The sequence below is a fragment of the Arthrobacter antioxidans genome, assembly GCF_023100725.1.
In the GTDB taxonomy this organism is placed as follows: Bacteria; Actinomycetota; Actinomycetes; order Actinomycetales; family Micrococcaceae; genus Arthrobacter_D; species Arthrobacter_D antioxidans.
In genome coordinates this window covers 2,908,296-2,928,399 of the sequence record NZ_CP095501.1, presented here as the reverse complement: position 1 = coordinate 2,928,399, position 20,104 = coordinate 2,908,296, and the positions used below count along the sequence as shown (strand labels likewise).

Genomic DNA, 20,104 nt, shown 5'->3' with positions numbered 1-20,104 from the left:
TCCCTTCTCGATACGTCTGCGCCTTTCGGAGCGGTTCAGTTGCAGAACCACCTGGCCCGGGGGCGGAGCCGAGATTCACGGGATGACTGGTCGTATTTCAGCCCTCACCTGAAGTTCCGGTAACGCATGAATAAGCTGAGCCCGCGGGTACGGACGCTTCCGTAGTCACGGGCGACACCGAAATAGAAACGAAGGCCATAACCGTGCGTACGTACACCCCGAAGCCAGGCGACATCAACCGCCAGTGGCACGTAATCGATGCAACCGACGTCGTCCTCGGCCGTCTTGCCAGCCAGACCGCAATCCTGCTCCGCGGAAAGCACAAGCCGACCTTCGCTCCCCACATGGACATGGGCGATTTCGTCATCATCATCAACGCTGAAAAGGTAGCCCTCACCGGCTCCAAGCTCGAGCAGAAGCGCGCCTACCGCCACTCGGGTTACCCGGGCGGCCTGAAGTCCACCACCTACGTGGAACTCCTGGACAAGAACCCGGAGCGCGCAGTCGAGAAGGCCATCCGTGGCATGCTCCCCAAGAACTCGCTGGCTGCACAGCAGATCGGCAAGCTGAAGGTCTACCGCGGCGCCGAGCACCCCCACGCCGCGCAGCAGCCCAAGACATACGAAATCACTCAGGTCGCCCAGTAGCCCTGGCCACCAGTACTAAGAAATCACTTCAAGGAGAACCGTGGCTGAGAACACTGAAGAGCTGAATGAACCGACTGAGGAGCTCACGAGCTACACCTCAGAGTCCACCGAAGGCGGCGAGACCGCCGTCAAGGAGCGTCCCGCGCTGACCGTCGGCGGCGGAGCCGTCGGACGCCGCAAGGAAGCTGTCGCCCGCGTGCGCCTCGTCCCCGGCACCGGCAAGTGGATCGTCAACGGGCGCGAGCTCGCCGACTACTTCCCCAACAAGCTCCACCAGCAGGAAGTCAACGACCCCTTCAAGCTCCTCGAGCTCGACGGCGCCTACGACGTCATCGCCCGCATCCACGGCGGTGGACCCTCCGGCCAGGCCGGTGCACTCCGCCTCGGTGTTGCGCGCACGCTGAACGAGATCGACCGCGAGAACAACCGCCCCGCCCTCAAGAAGGCAGGCTTCCTGACTCGTGACGCCCGCGTCATCGAGCGCAAGAAGGCCGGTCTCAAGAAGGCACGCAAGGCGCCTCAGTACTCCAAGCGCTGATCCTTCCAGGACACGCGCAGATGCCCGTCCGGGCTTCCGGACGGGCATCGTGCTTTAACCTGTTCGAGGACCCGCCCTAGCGGTCCACTGTTCTGCACTTAGGATGATCACGATGAGCAAGTTATTCGGAACCGATGGCGTCCGCGGTCTGGCCAATGGCCTGATCACGGCAGAACTGTCCCTCCAGCTGGCCCAGGCGGCTGCCGTGGTCCTCGGCCACAACGCCTCGGACGGACGCCGCCCCACCGCGGTGATCGCCCGCGATCCCCGCATCAGCGGTGAGTTCATCGCGGCCGCCGTCGAGGCCGGGCTCGCCAGCTCCGGCGTGGACGTGTACGACGCCGGAGTCCTGCCCACGCCGGCGGCTGCGTTCCTCGTGGCCGACCTCGGCGCCGACTTCGGCGTCATGATCTCCGCCTCCCACAACGCGGCTCCCGACAACGGCATCAAGTTCCTCGCCCGGGGCGGCAACAAGCTCAGCGACGCGCTCGAGGACGCCATCGAGGAGGAGATGGCGAGGCCGCGACTGCGTCCCGTGGCGGGCGACGTGGGCCGCATCCAGCGCTTCGCCGACGCCGAGGACCGCTACGTGGTCCATCTCCTCAAGACCCTCCCGCACCGCCTCGAAGGGCTCAAGGTGGTCATCGACTGCGCCCACGGCGCGGCGAGCGGCTGCTCACCCGAGGTCTTCCGGGACGCCGGCGCGGACATCGTCGTCATCGGCGCGGACCCCGACGGCATCAACATCAACGACGGCTACGGCTCGACACACCTCGAGAAGCTCCAGGCCGCCGTCCTCGAGCACGGTGCCGACCTCGGCATCGCGCACGACGGCGACGCCGACCGCTGCCTGGCCGTCGACCACGAGGGGACCATCGTGGACGGCGACCAGATCATGGCCGTCATGGCGCTGGCCATGAAGGATGCCGGGAAGCTCAAGGACAACACCCTCGTGGCCACCGTGATGAGCAACCTGGGGCTGAAGATCGCCCTGCGCGAAGCGGGCGTCACCATCATGGAGACCGGCGTGGGGGACCGCTACGTCCTCGAGGGGATGCGCGACGGCGGCTACAGCCTCGGCGGCGAGCAGTCCGGCCACGTCATCTTCGCCGAATACGCCACCACGGGCGACGGCGTCCTCACCGGACTTCAGCTGGCCTCACGCATGGCCGGGACCGGCAAGAGCCTCAAGGAGCTCGCCGCCGTCATGACGAAGCTTCCCCAGGTGCTCATCAACGTCAAGGGCGTCGACCGCGGCGCCGCCAACTCGGACGCTGGCGTGCAGGACGCCGTCCGCGAGGCCGAGGAGGTCCTCGGCGAGACCGGACGCGTGCTGCTGCGCCCCTCGGGCACGGAGCCGGTGGTCCGCGTCATGGTCGAGGCTGCCGATCTCGCGACCGCCCAGCGCATCGCGGAGGACCTCGCAGCGACGGTGCAGGAGCGCCTGTCCCTCGAACCGGTCGCCTGACCCGGCGCCTTCGGTCGGCGGCATGCCCTACCCGGCAGCGCCGCGTCCTGTCCTCGGCACGACGATGAGCTGCGACTCGGCCGGGAGCTCGGCACCCCCGGGCGTCCGGAAGGCGATCGGCAGTCCCCGGGCGCTCGGCCAGTCCGTGCTGTCCGTGACCTGGACGTGGACGTGCGGCTGCGTGCTGTTCCCCGAGTTCCCGCACTCACCGATCAGCTGACCCGCCCGCACGCGTGTCCCCACGCGGACGCTGAGCGAGGACCGGCGCAGATGGGCGACCAGCACGAAGGGCCCCCCGGCGCCCAGCGCGATGACCACGTGATTCCCAGCGATGGCGCCCGGCCCGTGCCGGAGTCGCTGCGCCTGCCCGGCCATGTACGGCACGAGCGCCAGCTGCGACCGTCGCGCCGCGTGGTCCTCCTCGCCGTCGTGGGCGATGACGACGACGCCGGCAGCCGGTGCTAGCACCGGTGCGCCGAAGCCGATGAAATCCTCCGCCGGCTCCGTGGCGACCACGCTCCGCCAGGTCCTCGGCGCCGGACGGCCGTCGTCATCCACGGGCACGAGGTCGATCGCATACGTGGTGCCCATGAGGTCGGTGCCATGACTCGGGACGCGACGCGCGGGGCTGCTGCGTGCGCGGAACCGCCCCTCCAGCGGATAGTGCAGCAGCACCGGACCGCCGTCCGCGACAGGATCTCCCATGCGCTCCATTGTCATCCTCCCGCCGGCCGGGAGCGAGGCCCGCGCGGCCGGGAGCGAGGCCCGCAGGGAGCGGCGTCAGTCCACGCGGGCTGCGCCGCTTCGGACACACACCGAGACCTGCGCCCGGCAGGGCCGGTCGCAGCCCGCAGCGCCAGTCGGAGACTCGCCGAGCAGGCGCGCGACGGCGTCGTCGTACCGCGACAGTGCGATCTCCGCGATCAGCGGACTCGGGAGCAGGGGCGCACTCACCACGTCGGCGCCGGCCTTCGCCAGCTGGTCGTGGAAGTAGCCGGGGGCCAGCAGGTAGGACGCGACCGCGACCCGCTGCTCCGACTCCGCCCGCCGGGCCGCGACGGCGTCGGGGACGGACGGGACGGCCTTCGAGCCGAACCCCGCCCGCACCCGGCCCGTCCTGAGCTCCGCGAGGACGGCCTGCACCTCGGCGACGTCCTCCGCGGCACAGGCGTCGGAGGACCCTGCGGCGGCCAGCACCACGGCGTCGGCGTCATCCACCCCGGCCTCGGTGAGCCGCTGCTGCAGCACCCGGGCGAGCCGCGGATCCGGGCCCAGCGGGAGAGCCGACACCGTTCCGGGCCGGCTCGCCGCCGCCCGGGCGATGTCCACCTTGACGTGGTAGCCGACCGAGAGCAGCAGCGGGACGATGACGGCCGGCCGGCCCGCAGGAAGGGCCGCCACCACGTCCACGAGGTCCGGCTCCTGCACGTCGACGTACGCCTCGCGGACCTCGACCTCCGGACAGAGTGCCATGATCCCGGCGCGCACGGCATCGATCTCGCGCCGGCCCTGGGCGTTGTCGGTGCCGTGGGAGCAGGCGATGAGGACGGGCGGGCTGTCCGGTGCCGGGTTCACGGTCATGGCTGCCATTGAAGCACCGCCCACGGCTCAGGCCGCAACGTGGACCTCGATCATGCCGTCCCTGCATCGCACCGGATAGGAGCGAAGCCCCTCGCCGCCGGACAGGCAGGCCCCGCCGGCCAGATCGTAGACCTCCTTGTGGAGGGGCGATGCGATGGTGGGTGCCGTTCCCCGTGATCCGATGATCCCCCGGGCCATGACGGCGGCCCGGGTCCGCGGATCGATGTTGCCGACGGCGTACACCCGATCGCCGGGCAGCCGGAACAGGGCGATCTGTTCGCGGCCGACCAGCGCCGCCTCGCCCCAGCATTCCTCGAGATCGTCGACGCGGCAGACGGCGACCCAGGTGGTGCCCGAGGGGGCAGGACGCTGCAGGACGAGCTCGGTCATGGCGTTCTCCTCGTTGACGGATGCGTTCCCGCAACGCTAGGCGGTGGACGTGTCATCGAGGTCCCGGCGCTGTTGCGCGGCGGTAACGTGCGCCTCACGGCGGGGACTCCTGCCGGTGAGCCCGAAGTTAACGTTGCGACACATCGCCGACACATCGGAGAAATTGCCTGTTCGTACCGTGGAGGGAGCAGCGGGAGCGCCCCGATCCGGACGGAAGGCAGCACATGAGCGAGACCCGATCATCCCGGCCCGCCGAGGCGGCCGCCGTGCCGCAGGAACGGCGCGTCGTCGTCGTGGGCGGTGGGCCCGCCGCCCACCGGTTCGTCGAGGCACTGTGGCGGCGCGGGATGGATGGGCTGCACCTCACGGTCCTGGCCGAGGAGGCCCACGCACCGTACGACCGCGTGGCCCTGAGCAGCGCACTGGCCGGCGACGTGGACCTCGCACTCGGGGAACCGCTCATGTGGCGTGAGCCGGCGATCCGGCTCGTGACGGGGGAGCGGGCGGTCCGCCTGGACCCCGCGGCGCGGTACGTCGAGGGTCTTTCCGGCGAGAGGTACGCGTACGACGACGTCGTGCTGGCCACCGGCTCGGACGCCGTACGCCTGCCGCTGCCGGGCGCGGAGCACGCCGCGGTCTACCGCACCCTCGACGACGTGCAGTGGCTGCGGTCCGAGACGGCCCGGCTCACCGCCGCCCTCGGCCGGCAGCCCCGCGCCGTCGTCATCGGGGGCGGGCTCCTCGGCCTCGAAGCCGCCGGTGGACTCCAGCAGCTCGGCGCCTCGTCCACGGTGGTCAACCGCGCCGGCTGGCTGATGAACGCGCAGCTCGACCAGGGCGGCGGCCAGGCGCTCGGCCGGCTCATCCGCGCCAGGGGGCTGGGGATCCACTGCGGAGGAGCGCCTGTCGCCATCGAGACGGACGACGCCGGCAGCGTCACGGGCGTGGCCCTCAGCGACGGCGCCGTGCTCCCGGCCGACCTCGTGGTGTTCGCCGTCGGCATCCGGCCGCGCGACGAGCTCGCCCGGGACGCAGGGCTGGAGGTGGCACCCCGCGGCGGCGTGGTGATCAGCGCGGCCTGCGGGACCGGGATGCCCGGCGTCTGGGCGATCGGCGAGGTGGCGAACTACGAGGGGGTCAGCATGGGGCTGGTGGCTCCCGCGAACGCGATGGCGGAGGTCTGCGCCGACGGCATCCTCGGAGGCCACGCGAGCTTCCCGGGCTTCGACACCGCCACCAAGCTCAAGCTCTCGGGTGTCGAGGTCGCGAGCTTCGGGGATGCGCTCGCCGGGACGGACGGCAGCCTCGAGATCGTCTACGCCGACCCCGCCCGGGGGCTCTACCAGAAGCTCGTGGTCACCGATGACGCGAAGACGCTCCTCGGCGGGATCTTCGTCGGCGACGCCGCACCGTACTCCGCGCTGAGACCGCTGCTGGGACGCGAGCTGCCCGCCGAGCCCGGCGCCTACCTCTCCTCGGCCGGGGGAGGCGATGCCCCGCCGTCGGACCTGCCCGACGACGTCATCCTCTGCTCCTGCAACAACGTGACGGCCGGGGCCTGCCGGTCCGCGGTCCACGGATCAGGCCCGGACGGGTCCGCCGCGGAGCCCGCGCTCGACCTGCCGTCCCTCAAGGCATGCTCGCGTGCCGGGACCCAGTGCGGCTCCTGCGTCCCCCTGCTGAAGAAACTGCTCGACGCCGAACTCACGAAGGCGGGTCGCGCCGTCGCGAAGGGCATCTGCGAGCACTTCGCCATGTCTCGGCCCGAACTCTTCGAAGCCATCCAGGCCCTCGACCTCGCGTCCTTCCAGGAGATCATCCACCGCTTCGGTGCCTCCGAGGAGGCGGGGACCGGCCACGGCTGCGACATCTGCAAGCCCGCCATCGGCTCCATCCTCGCCACCCAGCGCGGGGAATACGTGCTCGACGGCGGACGCGGGCCCCTGCAGGACACCAACGACCGCGCCCTCGCGAACATGCAGCGCAACGGCACCTACTCCGTGGTGCCCCGCATCCCCGGCGGGGAGATCACGCCGCAGAAGCTCGCGGTCATCGCGCAGGTCGCCGAGCAGTTCGGCCTGTACGTGAAGCTCACCGGGGCGCTGCGGATCGATCTCTTCGGGGCCCGGCTGGAGCAGCTGCCGGAGATCTGGAAGATCCTCGTCGAGGCCGGGTTCGAATCCGGGCAGGCCTACGGCAAGGCGCTGCGGAACGTGAAGTCCTGCGTGGGGTCCACCTGGTGCCGGTTCGGCGTGCAGGACTCCGTGGCGATGGCCATCGACCTGGAGCTGCGGTACCGCGGGCTGCGGGCACCGCACAAGTTCAAGATGGGCGTGTCGGGGTGTGCCCGCGAGTGCGCGGAGGCACGGAGCAAGGACGTCGGCGTGATCGCCACCGACCAGGGGTGGAACCTCTACGTCGGGGGCAACGGCGGCTTCCAGCCCGCACATGCGCAGCTCCTCGCCCAGGACCTCGACGGCGAGACCCTCATCCGGTACATCGACCGCTACCTCATGTACTACATCCGCACCGCCGACCGCATGCAGCGCACCGCGCGATGGATGGACGATCTCGACGGGGGCCTCGACCACGTGCGCGATGTCGTCGTCGGGGACTCCCTCGGCATCGCAGCGGACCTCGAGGCCGCGATGGCCCGCCACGTGGAGCACTACGAGGACGAGTGGGCGGCCACCCTCAAGGACCCGGACAGGCTCCGCCGGTTCCGGTCCTTCGTCAACGCGCCCGACGCCGCCGACCAGTCGATCGTCCTCGTCGAGGAACGCGGCCAGCGCCGCCCCGCCACACAGGCGGAGATCGACGCCGGAGCCGCCCGGGTGGGTCTGGGCGCCGTGATCCCCGTCCGCGTCCCGACGGGACCTGCTGCAGAGACCCTGGAGGGCTGAGCCGTGCACCTGGACATCGATCTGACCGGCCGCCGCGTGGTGGTCGTCGGAGTCGCGCGTAGGGCGCGGAGGATCGTCGCCCGGTACCGCGCCGCCGGAGCCGACGTCGACCGGTTCGACACGGTGGCGTCCGCCGTCGACGGGCTCGACGGCGCCACCCTGGTGGTCCTGGTGGAGGGTGCACGTGCCGCGCCACCGCACGCATCCGCGCAGGACGACGTCCTGCGGCAGCGGTGTCGGGACACCGGCGCGCTCCTGACCCGGGAGACGGCCGCCTCCGACACCGGGCACGTGAGCCTGGTGGGCGGCGGCCCCGGCGCCCGCGGACTCCTGACCCTCGATGCGGCCGCCGCGCTCAGGGACGCCGACGTGGTCCTCTACGACCGGCTGGGGCCGACGGAGGCCCTGGCCGAACTGGCACCCTCGGCGGAGCTCGTCGACGTCGGGAAACTGCCCGGCCACCACCGCGTGCCGCAGGCCGGCATCAACGCCCTCCTGGTGCAGCACGCCCTCGCCGGACGGCATGTGGTGCGGCTGAAGGGCGGCGACCCCTTCGTGTTCGGACGCGGGAGCGAGGAGCTCGCCGCCTGCCTCGACGCGCGGGTGCCCTGCACCGTGCTGCCGGGCATCAGCTCGTCGATCGCGGTCCCGGCGGCCGCGGGCATCCCCGTCACGCACCGCGGCGTCAGCCACCTCTTCACGGTGGTCTCCGGGCACGCACCGCTGACCGACGAGGAGCACCTCCACCTCGCGGGCCTGGGCGGGACCATCGTGGTCCTCATGGGCGTCTCGACACTGCCCCAGCTCGTCGCGGGCCTCGGCCGGGCGGGGATGCGCCCGGACATGCCGGTCGCCGTCATCGAGCGCGGGTACAGCGCATCCCAGCGGACGACGTCGGGGACGCTGTCGACGATCGTCACGGCCGCGGGTGCCGCACGCTGCCAGTCGCCGGCGGTCCTGGTCATCGGCGAGGTGGTGCGTGTGGGGCTCCAGTTGCAGGGCAGCGCCGCGCACCTCGCGCGTCTCACCGAGTCGCTGGCGTCATGACCGACGCCATCCGCTCCGACGGCTCCGCCGGCCAGCTGGCCGGATTCCGCATCGGTGTGACGTCGGACCGCCGGTCGAGTGACCTGATCGACGCGCTCGAGCGGCGGGGTGCCTCCGTGTTCCACGCGCCGGCGCTGAAGATCGCCCCGATCGCGGAGGATGTGGCGCTCCTCGCCGACACGGCCGCGGTGGTGTCCGCCCGCCCGGACCTCTTCATCATCACGACCGCCTACGGGATGCGGCGCTGGTTCGAAGCCGCCGACGCCGCCGGGCTGGGCGACGACCTGCTCGACGTGCTCGGGAACGGCCGCATCCACGTGCGCGGTCCGAAGGCCAGGGGAGCGGTGCGTGCGGCCGGGCTGGACGACGTCGGCATCAGCTCCGACGAGACGACGGCGACCCTCGTGGACCAGCTGCTGCGCGAGGATCTCGCAGGACTCACGATCGGCGTCCAGCTGCACGCCTACGCCGACGAACACCAGCTCGAACGGCTCCGGGACGCGGGCGCCACGCTGCTCACCGTCACGCCCTACCGGTGGATCAAGCCGGAAGGCTCCGAACGGCTGCCCCGACTCATCGAGGCCGTGTGCGGCGGTCAGCTCGACTGCGTCACCTTCACGAGCGCACCGGCGGTCGACGCCCTGTTCAGCACCGCGGCCGAGCAGGGCATGCAGGAGCACCTCGTGCACCGGTTCCGGCACGGCGTCCTCGCCGCCGCCGTCGGGCCGGTGACGGCGCAGCCGCTGCTCGACGCCGGGATCACGCCCATCGTCCCCGAACGGTTCCGCATGGGCGCGCTGATCCGGCTGGTCTGCGACCAGCTGGCCGAGCACCACGTGGAGCAGCTCTCCACGCGCTCCGGCCACGTCGTGGTGCGGGGCCGGTCCGTGCGCGTGGACGACGTCCCGGTGGATCTCGCCCCCGCCCAGCTGGCGCTCTTCAAGGCCCTGCTGTCGGCCCGCGGCGCGGTGCTCAGCCGGGAGGCCCTGACGAACCTCCTCACGCCCGCCGGTGCGCCCCACGCACTCGACATGAGCGTCAACCGCCTGCGGAGATCCCTGCCGGACCCGACCCTGGTCGAGACGGTCGTCAAGCGCGGCTACCGGCTGCACGTCTGACCGCGACCGCGGCGTGACGTCGCATCAGGACACGACCGCCGCGGCGAAGTGCTGTTCGATGACGGTCCGGATGTCGTCGCGGCACCCGCCGCACCCCGTCCCCGCGCGTGTGGCCGTGGAGACGTCCTGGACGGAGGCGCTGCCGGCGGCCACCGACTCCTGCACCGCGCCGCGGGTGACTCCCGCGCACCGGCACAGCGTGGTGGCCGGGCCGGGAGGTGAAGCGGCCGGCAGTCCCTCCGCGCTGTCGGGCCGCAGCAGGCTGGAGCGATCCGCCGGGAGTTCGCTGCCGCGCTCGAACAGCAGGACCAGTTCGGCACCCGTGCGCGGCATCCCCACGCAGACGAGGCCGGTGAGGACGCCGTCGCGCGTGATCATCTTCGCGTAGCGCCCGTGCCCCGGGTCGGCCCACTCCGCCACGGCGAGGCCCGGCTCCACCGTCCAGGGATCCGCATCCGTCTCGCCCGCGACCACGGCGTCGACGCCGCGGGCCTTCAGCACGACGACGGCGTCCCGCCGCCCGGCAGCTCCGACGCCGGACCGCCCGTCGGATCCGGAGCCGTAGGAGCCGTCGCGCGGCCCGGGGCCGTCCCCGGACAGCTCCGCCGTGAAGGACCGCCCGAGGTGGTCCGCCTGCTGCCAGCCCGGGCCGATGAGGCCCTGGGGTGCGGTGATGCCCACGCACGCCTCGCAGGAGAGACGGAGGCAGCACACCTCCGCGCAGTCGCCGATGGCCCAGATGTCGTCCGTGCCGACCGCACGCAGCGAATGGTCCACGAGGATGCCGTCCGCGACCGCCAGGTCGCAGCCCTCGGCGAGCTCCGTGCGCGGACGCACGCCGCACGCGAGGACGAGCGCGCCGCCGTCGACCCGGGTACCGCCCTCCAGGCCGACACCCGCGAAACGCCCGTCCTGAAGCTCGACCCGCGTGGACGTCCCGGCCACCACGTCGATGCCGGCGTGCCGCAGTGCCGTCGCCAGCACCCGCGCACCGTCCCCGAGCAACCGCTCCATGGGGGAGCGGCCGTGGTGGACGAGCGTGATGCGCCCGCCCTCCTCGGCCGCGGCGAGGGCGGCCTCGATCCCGAGGATGCCGCCGCCCAGCACGACGATCCGCTGCTGTGCGGCGAGCGCGGCGGCTACCGCCCGGGCGTCGGAGAGGTCGCGGAGGAAGCTGATCCCCGGTGGGAGCCCTCCGGTGCCGGGCCCCTCCAGCCCCTCCAGCCGCGGGCGCACGGGGCGGGACCCGGTCGCGAGGACCAGCCGGTCGTAGTCGACGGCCGCGCCGCCGGTCAGCAGCACGCGCCGGAAGGGCCGGTCGATGCGCGCCACACGGGCGCCGAGGCGCACGTCGACCCCGGAGGCACGGAGCTCGTCGGCGTCCGCGAGGCGGATGGCGGCTTCGCGGGTACGGCCGACGGCGACATCGGCGACGAGCACCCGGTTGTAGGCGGCGTCGGCCTCCTGCCCGATCACGGTCAGGGCGACCCGCCCCGCCGCGACGAGGGGTTCGAGGTGTTCGACGAGCCGCGCCGCGACGGGGCCGAACCCGACGACGACGACGCGGCACGGGACGGAGGGTTGGGGTCTCACGCGACGACCTCCAGTCCGCCGGCGCGGACGCCGTCGTCCACGGACACCAGGCGCGCCACGCTGACGGGTGTCGTCTTGAACTCCGGCATTCCCGAGATCGGGTCGGTGCCGCCGCCCGTCAGGAGGTTCGCGGACCCGGCGTCCGCGAAGTGGAAGGCCAGGAAGACCGTGTCCTGGCGGATATCGGGGGTGAGGTCCGCCAGCGCCCGGGCCTCGCCGTGGGGACTCGTCACGACCACGCGATCGCCCTGCCCGATGCCGAGGTCCTGTGCGGTCGAGGGGTGGAGCTGGAGCCGTGGGTCCGGTTGCGCCGCGAGCAGCGCGGGGACGCGCCGGGTCTGCGTCCCCGACTGGTAGTGCTCGAGGAGCCGGCCCGTGGCCAGGAGCAGGGGGCCGGGCCGGCGCGCCGCGGACGCAGCGGTCCGCGGGACGACGGGCACCAGGACGGCACGCCCGTCGGCGTGCGCGAAAACGTCGACGAACAGCCGCGGTGTCCCGGTGCTGCCCGCCGGGTACGGCCAGTACGCGGGGTCACCGCCGTCGAGCACGCCGTAGTCGAGTCCCGAGTAGTCGGCGATGCCGCCGGCACTGGCGCGGGCGAGTTCGTCGAACATGGTCGACGGGTCCTCGCTGAACAGGGAGGGCGCGCCCAGCCGGTGGGCGAGCTCCCGCATGACCCACAGCTCGCTCCGGGCACCGGAGGGCGGTTCGACCGCCCGGCGTCGGCGCAGGATCCTGCCCTCCAGGTTCGTCACCGTGCCCTCCTCCTCGGCCCACTGCAGGACCGGCAGGACGACGTCCGCGAGCGCCGCGGTCTCCGACAGGAAGAAATCGGACACGACGAGGAGGTCGAGGGAGCGCAGGCCCTCGATGACCGTGGCGGCGTCGGGCGCGGACACGGCGACGTTCGCGCCGTGCACGAAGAGGCAGCGCGTGCCGCCCGGCTTCCCGAGCGAGGCGAGGAGCTCGACGGCGGGCAGGCCCGGCCCGGGGATCAGCTCCTCCGGGACACCCCAGACGGCGGCGACATGGGCTCGCGCCGCCGGATCGGTGATCTTCCGGTACCCCGGGAGCTGATCGGCTTTCTGCCCGTGCTCCCGACCGCCCTGGCCGTTGCCCTGGCCCGTGAGCGTCCCGTAGCCGCTGTGCACCGTGCCCGGGAGTCCGAGGAGCAGGGCCAGGTTGATCGCGGCCGTCGTGGTGTCGGTGCCGTCGGCGTGCTGCTCGATACCCCGGCCGGTCAGGACGTAGGCGCCCTGGCCGCCGTCCGCGCCGCGTCGGGCCCCCGCCGCGAGGAGCCGCGCCACGGCACGCAGGGACGCCGCGGGGACACCCGTGATGCCCTGCACGCGTTCGGGCCACCACTGTGCGAGGCCGCGGGCGACGGCGTCGTACCCGCTGGTCCGTGCCTCGAGGAAGCGGCCGTCCGCCAGGCCTTCCGCCACCACGACGTGCGCCAGGCCCAGGAGCAGGACGAGGTCCGTGCCGGGGGTGGGTTGCAGGTGGATCCCCCGGCCCTGGTCGGTGAGGCGGGCGGTCGCCGACCGCCGGGGGTCGACGACGACCAGGCCGCCCGCGGCCTGCGCGCCCCGCAGGTGCTGGACGAAGGGCGGCATGGTGTCGGCGGCGTTCGAGCCGAGGAGCAGGACCACGGACGCCCCACCGAGGTCCTCGAGGGGGAAGGGGAGGCCGCGGTCGACGCCGAACGCCCGGTTGCCCGCGGCGGCCGCGGAGGACATGCAGAACCGGCCGTTGTAGTCGATGCGGGAGGTGCGCAGCGCGAGGCGGGCGAACTTGCCGAGCGTGTACGCCTTCTCGTTGGTGAGTCCGCCGCCGCCGAAGACCGCAACGGCGTCCCGGCCGTGCTCGGCCTGGATGCTCGGGACGCGGTCCCCGATGAGGTCCAGGACGGCGTCCCAGGCGGCTTCCCGGAGGACCCCGTCGGCGTCGCGGACCAGCGGCACGGTGAGCCGGTCGGGGTGATCGAGCAGCTCCGCCGCCGACCAGCCCTTGCGGCACAGCCCGCCCCGGTTGGTGGGGAAGTCGCGGCCGTCGACGCGGGCCCCGCCGTCGTGCGTCCCGGACGCGGTGACCGTCATGGCGCACTGGAGCGCGCAGTAGGGGCAGTGGGTGGGCCGTCCGGTCCCTGCCTGCTGCATCGCCTCAGACCTTGCCGAGGGTGGAGGAGCGGCGGAGGTAGAAGAACCAGGTGACGGCGAGCATCAGGACGTACCCTCCGACGAAGCCGTAGAACGCGCCGTCGTAGCTGCCCGAGGCGCCCTTCGAGGCGTTGAGGACCTGGGGGATGAGGAAGCCTCCGTAGGCGCCGACCGCCGAGATGAGCCCGAGGGCCGCCGCCGACTTGCGGGCGGTGCTCACCGATTCCCGGAGTTCTGCCCCTGCTGCCGCGCCGCGCCGGGCGAAGATGACGGGGATCATGCGGTAGGTCGCCCCGTTGCCCGCGCCGGCGGCCGCGAAGAGGACGAGGAAAAGGCCGAGGAAGAGCCAGAAGTCGGCCAGGGGGAGCGTCCAGACGACGGCCAGGGAGATCGCCGCCATGACCGCGAAGGCGCACACGGTGATCATCGCTCCGCCGAACCGGTCGGCGAGGCGTCCGCCGAAGGGCCGCGCAAGGGAGCCGACCAGGGGGCCGAGGAACGCGAGGGACAGTGTCGCCGGGCCCATGGCGATCGTGGAGAAGGCGGGGAAGGAATCGACGATCAGTTTCGGGAAGACCCCGGCGAAGCCGATGAACGAGCCGAACGTCCCGATGTAGAGCAGCGCCATGACCCACAGGTGCGGTTCACGGACGGCCGCGAGCGAGCCGGCGAGATCGCTCCGGGCGCTGGAGAGGTTGTCCATGAACTTCCAGGCACCGAAGGCGGCGGCGAGGATCAGGGGCACCCAGATCCAGCCGGCGAGGGGCAGGTCCAGTGTGGCGGCGGCGCCGAGGGCGACGACGATGGGAACCACCAGTTGCGCGACGGCGGCGCCGAGGTTGCCGCCCGCCGCGTTCAGGCCGAGCGCCCACCCCTTCTCCCGGGCGGGGAAGAAGAAGGTGATGTTCGCCATCGAGCTCGCGAAGTTGCCGCCGCCGAAGCCCGCGAGCGCCGCCACGGCGAGCATCACGGCGAACGGGGTGTCGGGGTTCGAGACACATAGTCCGAGCCCGATGGTCGGGATCAGCAGGAGCAGGGCGGAGATCACGGTCCAGTTCCTGCCACCCAGCCTCGGCACCATGAACGTGTAGGGGATGCGCAGCGTCGCCCCGACGAGGGACGGCATGGAGATCAGCCAGAAGATCTGCGACGTCGTGAAGGTGAAGCCCGCCGCCGGCAGGTACACCACAACGATCGACCACAGCTGCCAGACCACGAAGCCGAGGAACTCGCACGCGATCGACCACTGCAGGTTGCGCCGGGCGATGGACCTGCCGCCGCCGCTCCACTGGGCGGTGTCCTCGGCGTCCCAGTGGTCGATCCAGCGGCCCGGACGGTGGACCAGCGGGGGCGCGCTCGCCGCCGGTGCGGGAGCCGGCGCGGGAGATGCTGCTTCGTCGATGCTCACGGAAGTCCTCCAGGGGCTGATGTGGCTGATTCCCCCGACGCTAGTGAGCGTGCGTTTCCGTCCCCTGCGTGCTGCGTAAACGCCCCGTGACGTTCACCTATCCGTGCCGGGTCGGTACCGTGAGGTCCTGAGTACCCGCTGCGCGCAGCGGACGCCCTATCCCATGAAGGGGGACGATCATGAGGGTGCTGGTCACCGGGTCGGTCGAAGGCCTCGGCCGGGCAGCGGCCGAAGACCTCCTGCGGGAGGGGCACGACGTCGTCGTGCATGCCCGCACCGAGGACCGTGCGGGCGCTCTCGCCCCCCTCACCGGACGGGGGGCCGGGCTCGTGGTGGGGGATTTCGAGGACCGGCAGGCGGTCCTGCGGATCGCTGCCGAGCTGAACGCGGGCGAGACCCTCGACGCCGTGATCCACAACGCGGGCGTCTGGAGCGGCTCCGCCGTCATGCCCGTCAACGTGATCGCCCCGTACCTCCTGACCGCCCTGCTCGAGGGCCCGCGGCGCCACGTGTACCTGAGCAGCGGGTCGCACTACAGCGGGCGTCCGTCCCTGGACGGCGTGGACTGGCGGGGCAGGTCACCGGGCCACTACGGGGACAGCAAGCTCTTCCTCACCACCTTCTCCGCCGCGCTGGCCCGCCTCCGCCCGGACGTCCTGAGCAACGCGGTGGATCCGGGATGGGTCCCCACGCGGATGGGCGGCCCCGACGCGCCGGACGATCTCGATCTCGCCCACCGGACCCAGGTGTGGCTGGCCACGGGGGAGGACCCCGAGGCGCTCGTCACCGGCGGGTACTGGTTCCACCGCCGGCGGCGGCAGCCGCACGACGCCGTGCTGGACCCCGGGTTCCAGGACCGGCTGCTCGGCGTGCTCGCCGGGGAGACGGGCGTGTCCCTGCCGGGGAGCCGCTGAGGCGGCGGGCCGGGCTCAGTACGACGGCGCCGGGGGGAGGCCGAAGTGCTCCTCGAGGGTCTGGGTGCCGGCAGCCTTCATGGCCAGGGAGACGTCCCTGCCCACGTAGCGGAAGTGCCAGGATTCCGCCGAGAAGCCCGTGATCTCGTGGAACCCGAACGGGTAGCGGAGGATGAACCCGAAGTCGGCCGCGTGGGCCGCCGTCCACTGCCCGGCGGGCGTGTCCTGGAAGCAGCGCACCAGGGTGCAGGCGCCGTCGGCCTGCGCGACGTCGAAGGCGAGGCCCGTCTGGTGCTCCGAGTAGCCGGGCCGCGCCGACACGGTGTCCGCGCCCGCCGCGCCGCCGTACTGGCCCACCCAATACGCATAGGTCGATTCCTGGTCCGCGAAGGAACGGTATCCGCTGACCATGGCCAGGCCCACGCCGTCGGCCGCGGCCGCTGCGAACATCTCCTCCACGGCCGTGGCAGCGTCGGGGCGCAGGAGGTCGAAGCCGGTGGGTGTGGCGACGGCGGGTCGGCGCAGGTCCGCGGGCGCATAGTCCAGCGGGGTCAGGGGCCTGCGCTTGTTCACGACGACGTCGACGGCGCCGGGATCGGTGTGCGCCGTCGCGCCGGGAGCAGGGGGTGCGGGCGATGCCGTCGCCGGGGCCGCCGTCGCCGGACCGCTCGCGGCGGGAACGGGAGTGCGCTGGGGCGGGGCGGGGAGATCCGTGGCCTTCCCGGTGGGCTCGGCGTGGTCCGATGCCGGCACCGATGAGGCTGTGGTGTCCGATGAGGCCGTGGTTCCCGAGGATGCGGTGGCGCCCGACGCCGCGCCGGAGGGGGACCCGGGGGCGGGGCCCGGCCCGGAACACGCCGAGAGCGTCACTGCGAGGACCACCAGCGTCACCGACGGCAGGACGCGCACGGTCAGGTCTTCCGCAGGAGCATGCGGCGCACGGAGTGGTCGGCGTCCTTGGTGAGCACCAGCTGTGCCCGCCCGCGCGTGGGCAGGACGTTGGCCACGAGGTTCGGCTCGTTGATGCGTTCCCAGATGCTGGTCGCCGTCCGGCGGGCCTCCTCGTCGCTGAGGTCGGCGTACCGGTGGAAGTAGGACTCCGGCTTGGCGAACGCGCTGGAGCGCAGCGACTGGAAGCGGTGGACGTACCACTCCTTGATGTGGGCGGTCTTCGCGTCGACGTAGATGGAGAAGTCGAAGAAGTCGCTCAGCGCGAGTCCCGTGATGCCGTCCGGCCGCGGGCGCGCCGGGGCCAGGACGTTGAGGCCCTCGACGATGAGGACGTCGGGGCGGCGGACCACCACCTCGCGGCCCGGCACGATGTCGTAGGTGAGGTGCGAGTACGAGGGGGCGCGCACCTCGGCGGCACCGCTCTTGACCTCGCTGACGAAGCGCAGGAGCCGCCGGCGGTCGTAGGACTCGGGGAAGCCCTTGCGCTGCATGAGGCCACGCCGCTCGAGCTCCGCGTTCGGGTACAGGAAGCCGTCCGTGGTGATCAGCGCCACATCGGGAGTGTCCGGCCAGCGCCGCAGGAGCTCGCGCAGCACCCTCGCCGTCGTCGACTTGCCCACCGCCACGGAGCCGGCGACGCCGATCACGAAGGGCGTGCGCGTGGTGCTCTCCCCGAGGAACGTGTTGGTGGCCGCGTGGAGCTGGCCGGCCGCCGCCGTGTAGAGGTTCAGCAGGCGGGAGAGGGGGAGGTAGACCTCGCGCACCTCGTCGAGGTTCAGGGCATCACCCAGGCCGCGCAGCCGCTGGACGTCCTCGACGTTCAGGGGACTCCTGATCTCGTGGGACAGGCGCGACCACATCTGGCGGTCGAGTTCGACGAAGGGGGTGAAGGATTCGGCACCGATGGCCTGCTGCGTCCCCGTGCCTCTGTCACTCACCTGACGATTCTGCCCGGTGGCCTGCGCATTAACAAACACGGCCACCGGTACGCTAGGTGTCATGTGTGGAATCGTGGGATATGTAGGCCGGGACCGCGGCCAGGGAACATCGGCGCTCGACTCTGTCGCCCCGGCGTTCGATCAGGAATCGTCCGAAGCGCAGCACGGCGCGCTCGACGTCGTCATGGAGGGCCTCAGGCGCCTCGAGTACCGCGGGTACGATTCCGCCGGGGTGGCAGTGATCACCTCCGACGGCATCGAGTCCCGCAAGAAGGCGGGCAAGCTGACGAACCTCGTCGGGGAGCTGGCAGCGGACCCGCTGCCGCGCTCGCTGACCGGGATCGGGCACACGCGGTGGGCCACCCACGGCGGGCCGACCGACCAGAACGCGCACCCGCACCTCGCCGACGGCGACCGGCTCGCGCTCATCCACAACGGCATCATCGAGAACTACGCCGAGCTCAAGGCCGAGCTGACCGGTGAGGGCCTGACCTTCATCTCGGACACCGACACCGAGGTCGCCGCCGGGCTCGTGGGCCACCTGTACCGCGGGCTCGTCGAGAGCGGCGCCGAGGGCGACCTCCTGACCCTCGCCCTGCAGCAGGCGTGCCAGCGCCTCGAAGGGGCGTTCACGCTCCTCGCCATCCACCAGGACCAGCCCGGCGTCGTCGCCGCCGGCCGCCGCAACTCACCGCTCGTGGTGGGGCTCGGCGACGGGGAGAACTTCCTCGGGTCCGACGTCTCCGGCTTCATCGACTTCACGCGCCGCGCCGTCGAGCTCGGCCAGGACCAGATCGTCACCATCACGCCCGACGACGTCACCATCACCGACTTCTTCGGCGCCCCCGCCGAGGGCACGGAGTTCCACGTCAGCTGGGACGCCGCCGCCGCCGAGAAGGGCGGCTTCGACTCCTTCATGGAGAAGGAGATCCACGACCAGCCCGACGCCGTCGGTCAGACCCTCCTCGGCCGTTCCGACGTCGGCGGCAACCTGATGCTCGACGAACTGCGCATCGACGAGACGATCCTGCGCTCGGTCGACAAGATCGTGGTCCTCGCCTGCGGCACGTCGGCCTACGCGGGCCAGGTGGCCAAGTACGCCATCGAGCACTGGTGCCGCATCCCCACCGAGGTGGAGCTGTCCCACGAGTTCCGCTACCGCGACCCGATCGTGAACGAGAAGACCCTCGTGGTCGCGATCTCCCAGTCCGGCGAGACCATGGACACCCTCATGGCGGTCCGCTACGCCCGGGAGCAGGGCGCCAAGGTCGTGGCGATCTGTAACACCAACGGCTCCACGATCCCGCGGGAGTCGGACGCCGTGCTGTACACGCACGCCGGCCCGGAGATCGCCGTCGCCTCGACGAAGGCCTTCCTCGCGCAGATCACCGCCGCGTACCTGCTGGGCCTGTACCTCGCCCAGCTGCGCGGCAACAAGTACCGCGACGAGATCGCCGACGTCCTCACGGACCTCTCGACCATCCCGGCCAAGATCCAGTCCATCCTCGACGACGCCGACAAGATCAAGCAGCTCGGCGCGGACATGGCCAATGCCAAGTCGGTGCTGTTCCTCGGCCGCCACGTGGGCTTCCCCGTGGCGATGGAGGGGGCCCTGAAACTCAAGGAACTGGCCTACATCCACGCCGAGGGCTTCGCCGCGGGCGAGCTCAAGCACGGCCCGATCGCCCTGATCGAGGAGGGCCAGCCGGTCGTCGTGGTGATGCCGTCCCCGAACGGCCGCGACTCCCTGCATGCCAAGGTGGTGTCCAACGTCCAGGAGATCCGCGCACGCGGCGCCGTGACGATCGTCATCGCGGAGGAGGGCGACACCTCGGTCGAGGCGTACTCGGAGCACGTGTTCTATGTGCCGGAGTCCCCGACGCTGCTCGCCCCGCTGCTGACCACGGTGCCGCTGCAGATCTTCGCGCTGGCCCTCGCCAGTGCCAAGGGCTACGACGTCGACCAGCCCCGCAACCTGGCGAAGTCGGTCACGGTTGAGTAGTCCCCTCCCGGTGCCGCCGCGGATCTCCGCGGCGGCACCCGGCCGGGTGCGGGCGTGATCGTCGGCATCGGCGTCGACGTCGTTGACGTGGAACGCTTCCGGCAGCAGCTCGAACGCACCCCGGCGCTCCTCGAGCGGCTGTTCGTGCCCGCCGAGCGCCACCTGAACACCCGGTCCCTCGCCGCCCGCTTCGCGGCCAAGGAGGCCGTCGCGAAGGCGGTCGGTGCCCCGGTGGGCATGAACTGGCAGCACTGCACCATCGCGGTCGACGAGACCGGCGCGCCGTCCGTGGTCGTCGACGGGACCGTGGCCGAGGTCGCGCGCGCCCGGGGCGTCCGGACGTGGCATCTGTCCATCAGCCACGACGGCGGCCTCGCCACCGCCATGGTCGTGGCCGAGGGCGTCCCAGCGGCAGGTCAACAATAGTAACCTTGCTGATTATCGCCC

At 72.0% G+C, this 20,104-nt stretch carries 17 protein-coding genes; 9 read left to right on the top strand and 8 right to left on the bottom strand.

Annotation, left to right across the window (positions count from 1 at the left end; translation table 11 throughout):
* Positions 1-203: 203 nt before the first annotated feature.
* From rplM to glmM, 3 genes are all read left to right on the top strand, one after another.
* Positions 204-647, top strand: coding sequence for a 50S ribosomal protein L13 (gene rplM / locus MWM45_RS13470; protein WP_043440690.1), 444 nt, complete (start codon positions 204-206; stop codon positions 645-647).
* A 40-nt stretch (positions 648-687) separates the two neighbouring features.
* Complete coding sequence (rpsI, locus tag MWM45_RS13465) at positions 688-1,185, top strand: 30S ribosomal protein S9 (RefSeq protein WP_043440692.1); 498 nt, start codon at positions 688-690, stop codon at positions 1,183-1,185.
* Positions 1,186-1,297: 112 nt separating this feature from the next.
* Positions 1,298-2,653 (top strand): phosphoglucosamine mutase, encoded by a 1,356-nt coding sequence (gene glmM, locus MWM45_RS13460; RefSeq protein WP_247826894.1) that lies wholly within the window; start codon positions 1,298-1,300, stop codon positions 2,651-2,653.
* 27 nt (positions 2,654-2,680) lie between these two features.
* Here the strand turns inward: glmM and MWM45_RS13455 are convergent, their stop codons facing one another.
* The 3 genes from MWM45_RS13455 to nirD form a co-directional block, all read right to left on the bottom strand.
* A complete protein-coding gene (locus MWM45_RS13455) occupies positions 2,681-3,358 on the bottom strand; it encodes a M23 family metallopeptidase (RefSeq protein WP_247826893.1) in 678 nt (225 codons plus the stop codon).
* Positions 3,359-3,433: 75 nt separating this feature from the next.
* A complete protein-coding gene (locus MWM45_RS13450) occupies positions 3,434-4,243 on the bottom strand; it encodes a sirohydrochlorin chelatase (RefSeq protein ID WP_418909694.1) in 810 nt (269 codons plus the stop codon).
* An 18-nt stretch (positions 4,244-4,261) separates the two neighbouring features.
* Positions 4,262-4,624 (bottom strand): nitrite reductase small subunit NirD, encoded by a 363-nt coding sequence (gene nirD, locus MWM45_RS13445; protein WP_247826891.1) that lies wholly within the window; start codon positions 4,622-4,624, stop codon positions 4,262-4,264.
* Positions 4,625-4,848: 224 nt separating this feature from the next.
* Here nirD and nirB point away from each other — a divergent pair, with 224 nt between their 5' ends.
* Genes nirB through MWM45_RS13430 form a run of 3 tightly spaced genes read left to right on the top strand, consistent with a single transcriptional unit; the run spans position 4,849 to position 9,692 of the window.
* Positions 4,849-7,527, top strand: a complete 2,679-nt coding sequence (gene nirB / locus MWM45_RS13440; RefSeq protein ID WP_247826890.1) for a nitrite reductase large subunit NirB — start codon at positions 4,849-4,851, stop codon at positions 7,525-7,527.
* Between the two features lie 3 nt (positions 7,528-7,530).
* The gene (gene cobA / locus MWM45_RS13435) at positions 7,531-8,574 is read left to right on the top strand and encodes a uroporphyrinogen-III C-methyltransferase (RefSeq protein WP_247826889.1); all 1,044 of its coding nucleotides are present in this window, start codon (positions 7,531-7,533) and stop codon (positions 8,572-8,574) included.
* Positions 8,571-9,692, top strand: coding sequence for a uroporphyrinogen-III synthase (locus MWM45_RS13430; protein ID WP_247826888.1), 1,122 nt, complete (start codon positions 8,571-8,573; stop codon positions 9,690-9,692). Before cobA ends, MWM45_RS13430 begins: the two co-directional genes overlap by 4 nt.
* A gap of 24 nt (positions 9,693-9,716) precedes the next feature.
* On the opposite strand, the gene MWM45_RS13425 is transcribed toward MWM45_RS13430, so the two are convergent.
* The 3 genes from MWM45_RS13425 to MWM45_RS13415 are packed head-to-tail and all read right to left on the bottom strand — an operon-like array spanning position 9,717 to position 14,852.
* Positions 9,717-11,285 carry an FAD-dependent oxidoreductase gene (locus MWM45_RS13425; RefSeq protein WP_247826887.1) on the bottom strand — a complete coding sequence of 523 codons (1,569 nt, stop codon included), beginning with the start codon at positions 11,283-11,285 and terminating at the stop codon, positions 9,717-9,719.
* On the bottom strand, positions 11,282-13,444 hold the full coding sequence (locus MWM45_RS13420) for a molybdopterin oxidoreductase family protein (protein ID WP_247826886.1): 2,163 nt from the start codon (positions 13,442-13,444) through the stop codon (positions 11,282-11,284). The genes MWM45_RS13425 and MWM45_RS13420 overlap by 4 nt, the downstream gene beginning before the upstream one ends.
* Positions 13,445-13,448: 4 nt before the next feature.
* On the bottom strand, positions 13,449-14,852 hold the full coding sequence (locus tag MWM45_RS13415; protein ID WP_247826885.1) for an MFS transporter: 1,404 nt from the start codon (positions 14,850-14,852) through the stop codon (positions 13,449-13,451).
* A gap of 179 nt (positions 14,853-15,031) precedes the next feature.
* Here MWM45_RS13415 and MWM45_RS13410 point away from each other — a divergent pair, with 179 nt between their 5' ends.
* Positions 15,032-15,766 (top strand): SDR family NAD(P)-dependent oxidoreductase, encoded by a 735-nt coding sequence (locus MWM45_RS13410; protein ID WP_336296669.1) that lies wholly within the window; start codon positions 15,032-15,034, stop codon positions 15,764-15,766.
* Between the two features lie 15 nt (positions 15,767-15,781).
* On the opposite strand, the gene MWM45_RS17670 is transcribed toward MWM45_RS13410, so the two are convergent.
* On the bottom strand, positions 15,782-16,675 hold the full coding sequence (locus MWM45_RS17670; protein WP_269076554.1) for a M15 family metallopeptidase: 894 nt from the start codon (positions 16,673-16,675) through the stop codon (positions 15,782-15,784).
* 2 nt (positions 16,676-16,677) lie between these two features.
* A complete protein-coding gene (gene coaA, locus MWM45_RS13400; RefSeq protein ID WP_269076553.1) occupies positions 16,678-17,655 on the bottom strand; it encodes a type I pantothenate kinase in 978 nt (325 codons plus the stop codon).
* 61 nt (positions 17,656-17,716) lie between these two features.
* Here coaA and glmS point away from each other — a divergent pair, with 61 nt between their 5' ends.
* Positions 17,717-19,657, top strand: coding sequence for a glutamine--fructose-6-phosphate transaminase (isomerizing) (gene glmS, locus MWM45_RS13395; protein ID WP_082045963.1), 1,941 nt, complete (start codon positions 17,717-17,719; stop codon positions 19,655-19,657).
* A 54-nt stretch (positions 19,658-19,711) separates the two neighbouring features.
* Positions 19,712-20,083 (top strand): holo-ACP synthase, encoded by a 372-nt coding sequence (locus tag MWM45_RS13390; RefSeq protein WP_247826884.1) that lies wholly within the window; start codon positions 19,712-19,714, stop codon positions 20,081-20,083.
* Positions 20,084-20,104: the final 21 nt, after the last annotated feature.

What these genes read in the sequence shown, in the direction of transcription:
- glmM (WP_247826894.1), top strand. Translation starts at nt 1,298, where the DNA reads ATGAGCAAGTTATTCGGAACCGATGGCGTCCGCGGTCTGGCCAATGGC.
- MWM45_RS13410 (WP_336296669.1), top strand. Translation starts at nt 15,032, where the DNA reads ATGAGGGTGCTGGTCACCGGGTCGGTCGAAGGCCTCGGCCGGGCAGCG.
- nirB (WP_247826890.1), top strand. Translation starts at nt 4,849, where the DNA reads ATGAGCGAGACCCGATCATCCCGGCCCGCCGAGGCGGCCGCCGTGCCG.
- MWM45_RS13430 (WP_247826888.1), top strand. Translation starts at nt 8,571, where the DNA reads ATGACCGACGCCATCCGCTCCGACGGCTCCGCCGGCCAGCTGGCCGGA.
- MWM45_RS13455 (WP_247826893.1), bottom strand. Translation starts at nt 3,358, where the DNA reads ATGGGAGATCCTGTCGCGGACGGCGGTCCGGTGCTGCTGCACTATCCG.
- MWM45_RS13420 (WP_247826886.1), bottom strand. Translation starts at nt 13,444, where the DNA reads ATGCAGCAGGCAGGGACCGGACGGCCCACCCACTGCCCCTACTGCGCG.
- MWM45_RS13450 (WP_418909694.1), bottom strand. Translation starts at nt 4,243, where the DNA reads ATGGCAGCCATGACCGTGAACCCGGCACCGGACAGCCCGCCCGTCCTC.
- glmS (WP_082045963.1), top strand. Translation starts at nt 17,717, where the DNA reads ATGTGTGGAATCGTGGGATATGTAGGCCGGGACCGCGGCCAGGGAACA.
- nirD (WP_247826891.1), bottom strand. Translation starts at nt 4,624, where the DNA reads ATGACCGAGCTCGTCCTGCAGCGTCCTGCCCCCTCGGGCACCACCTGG.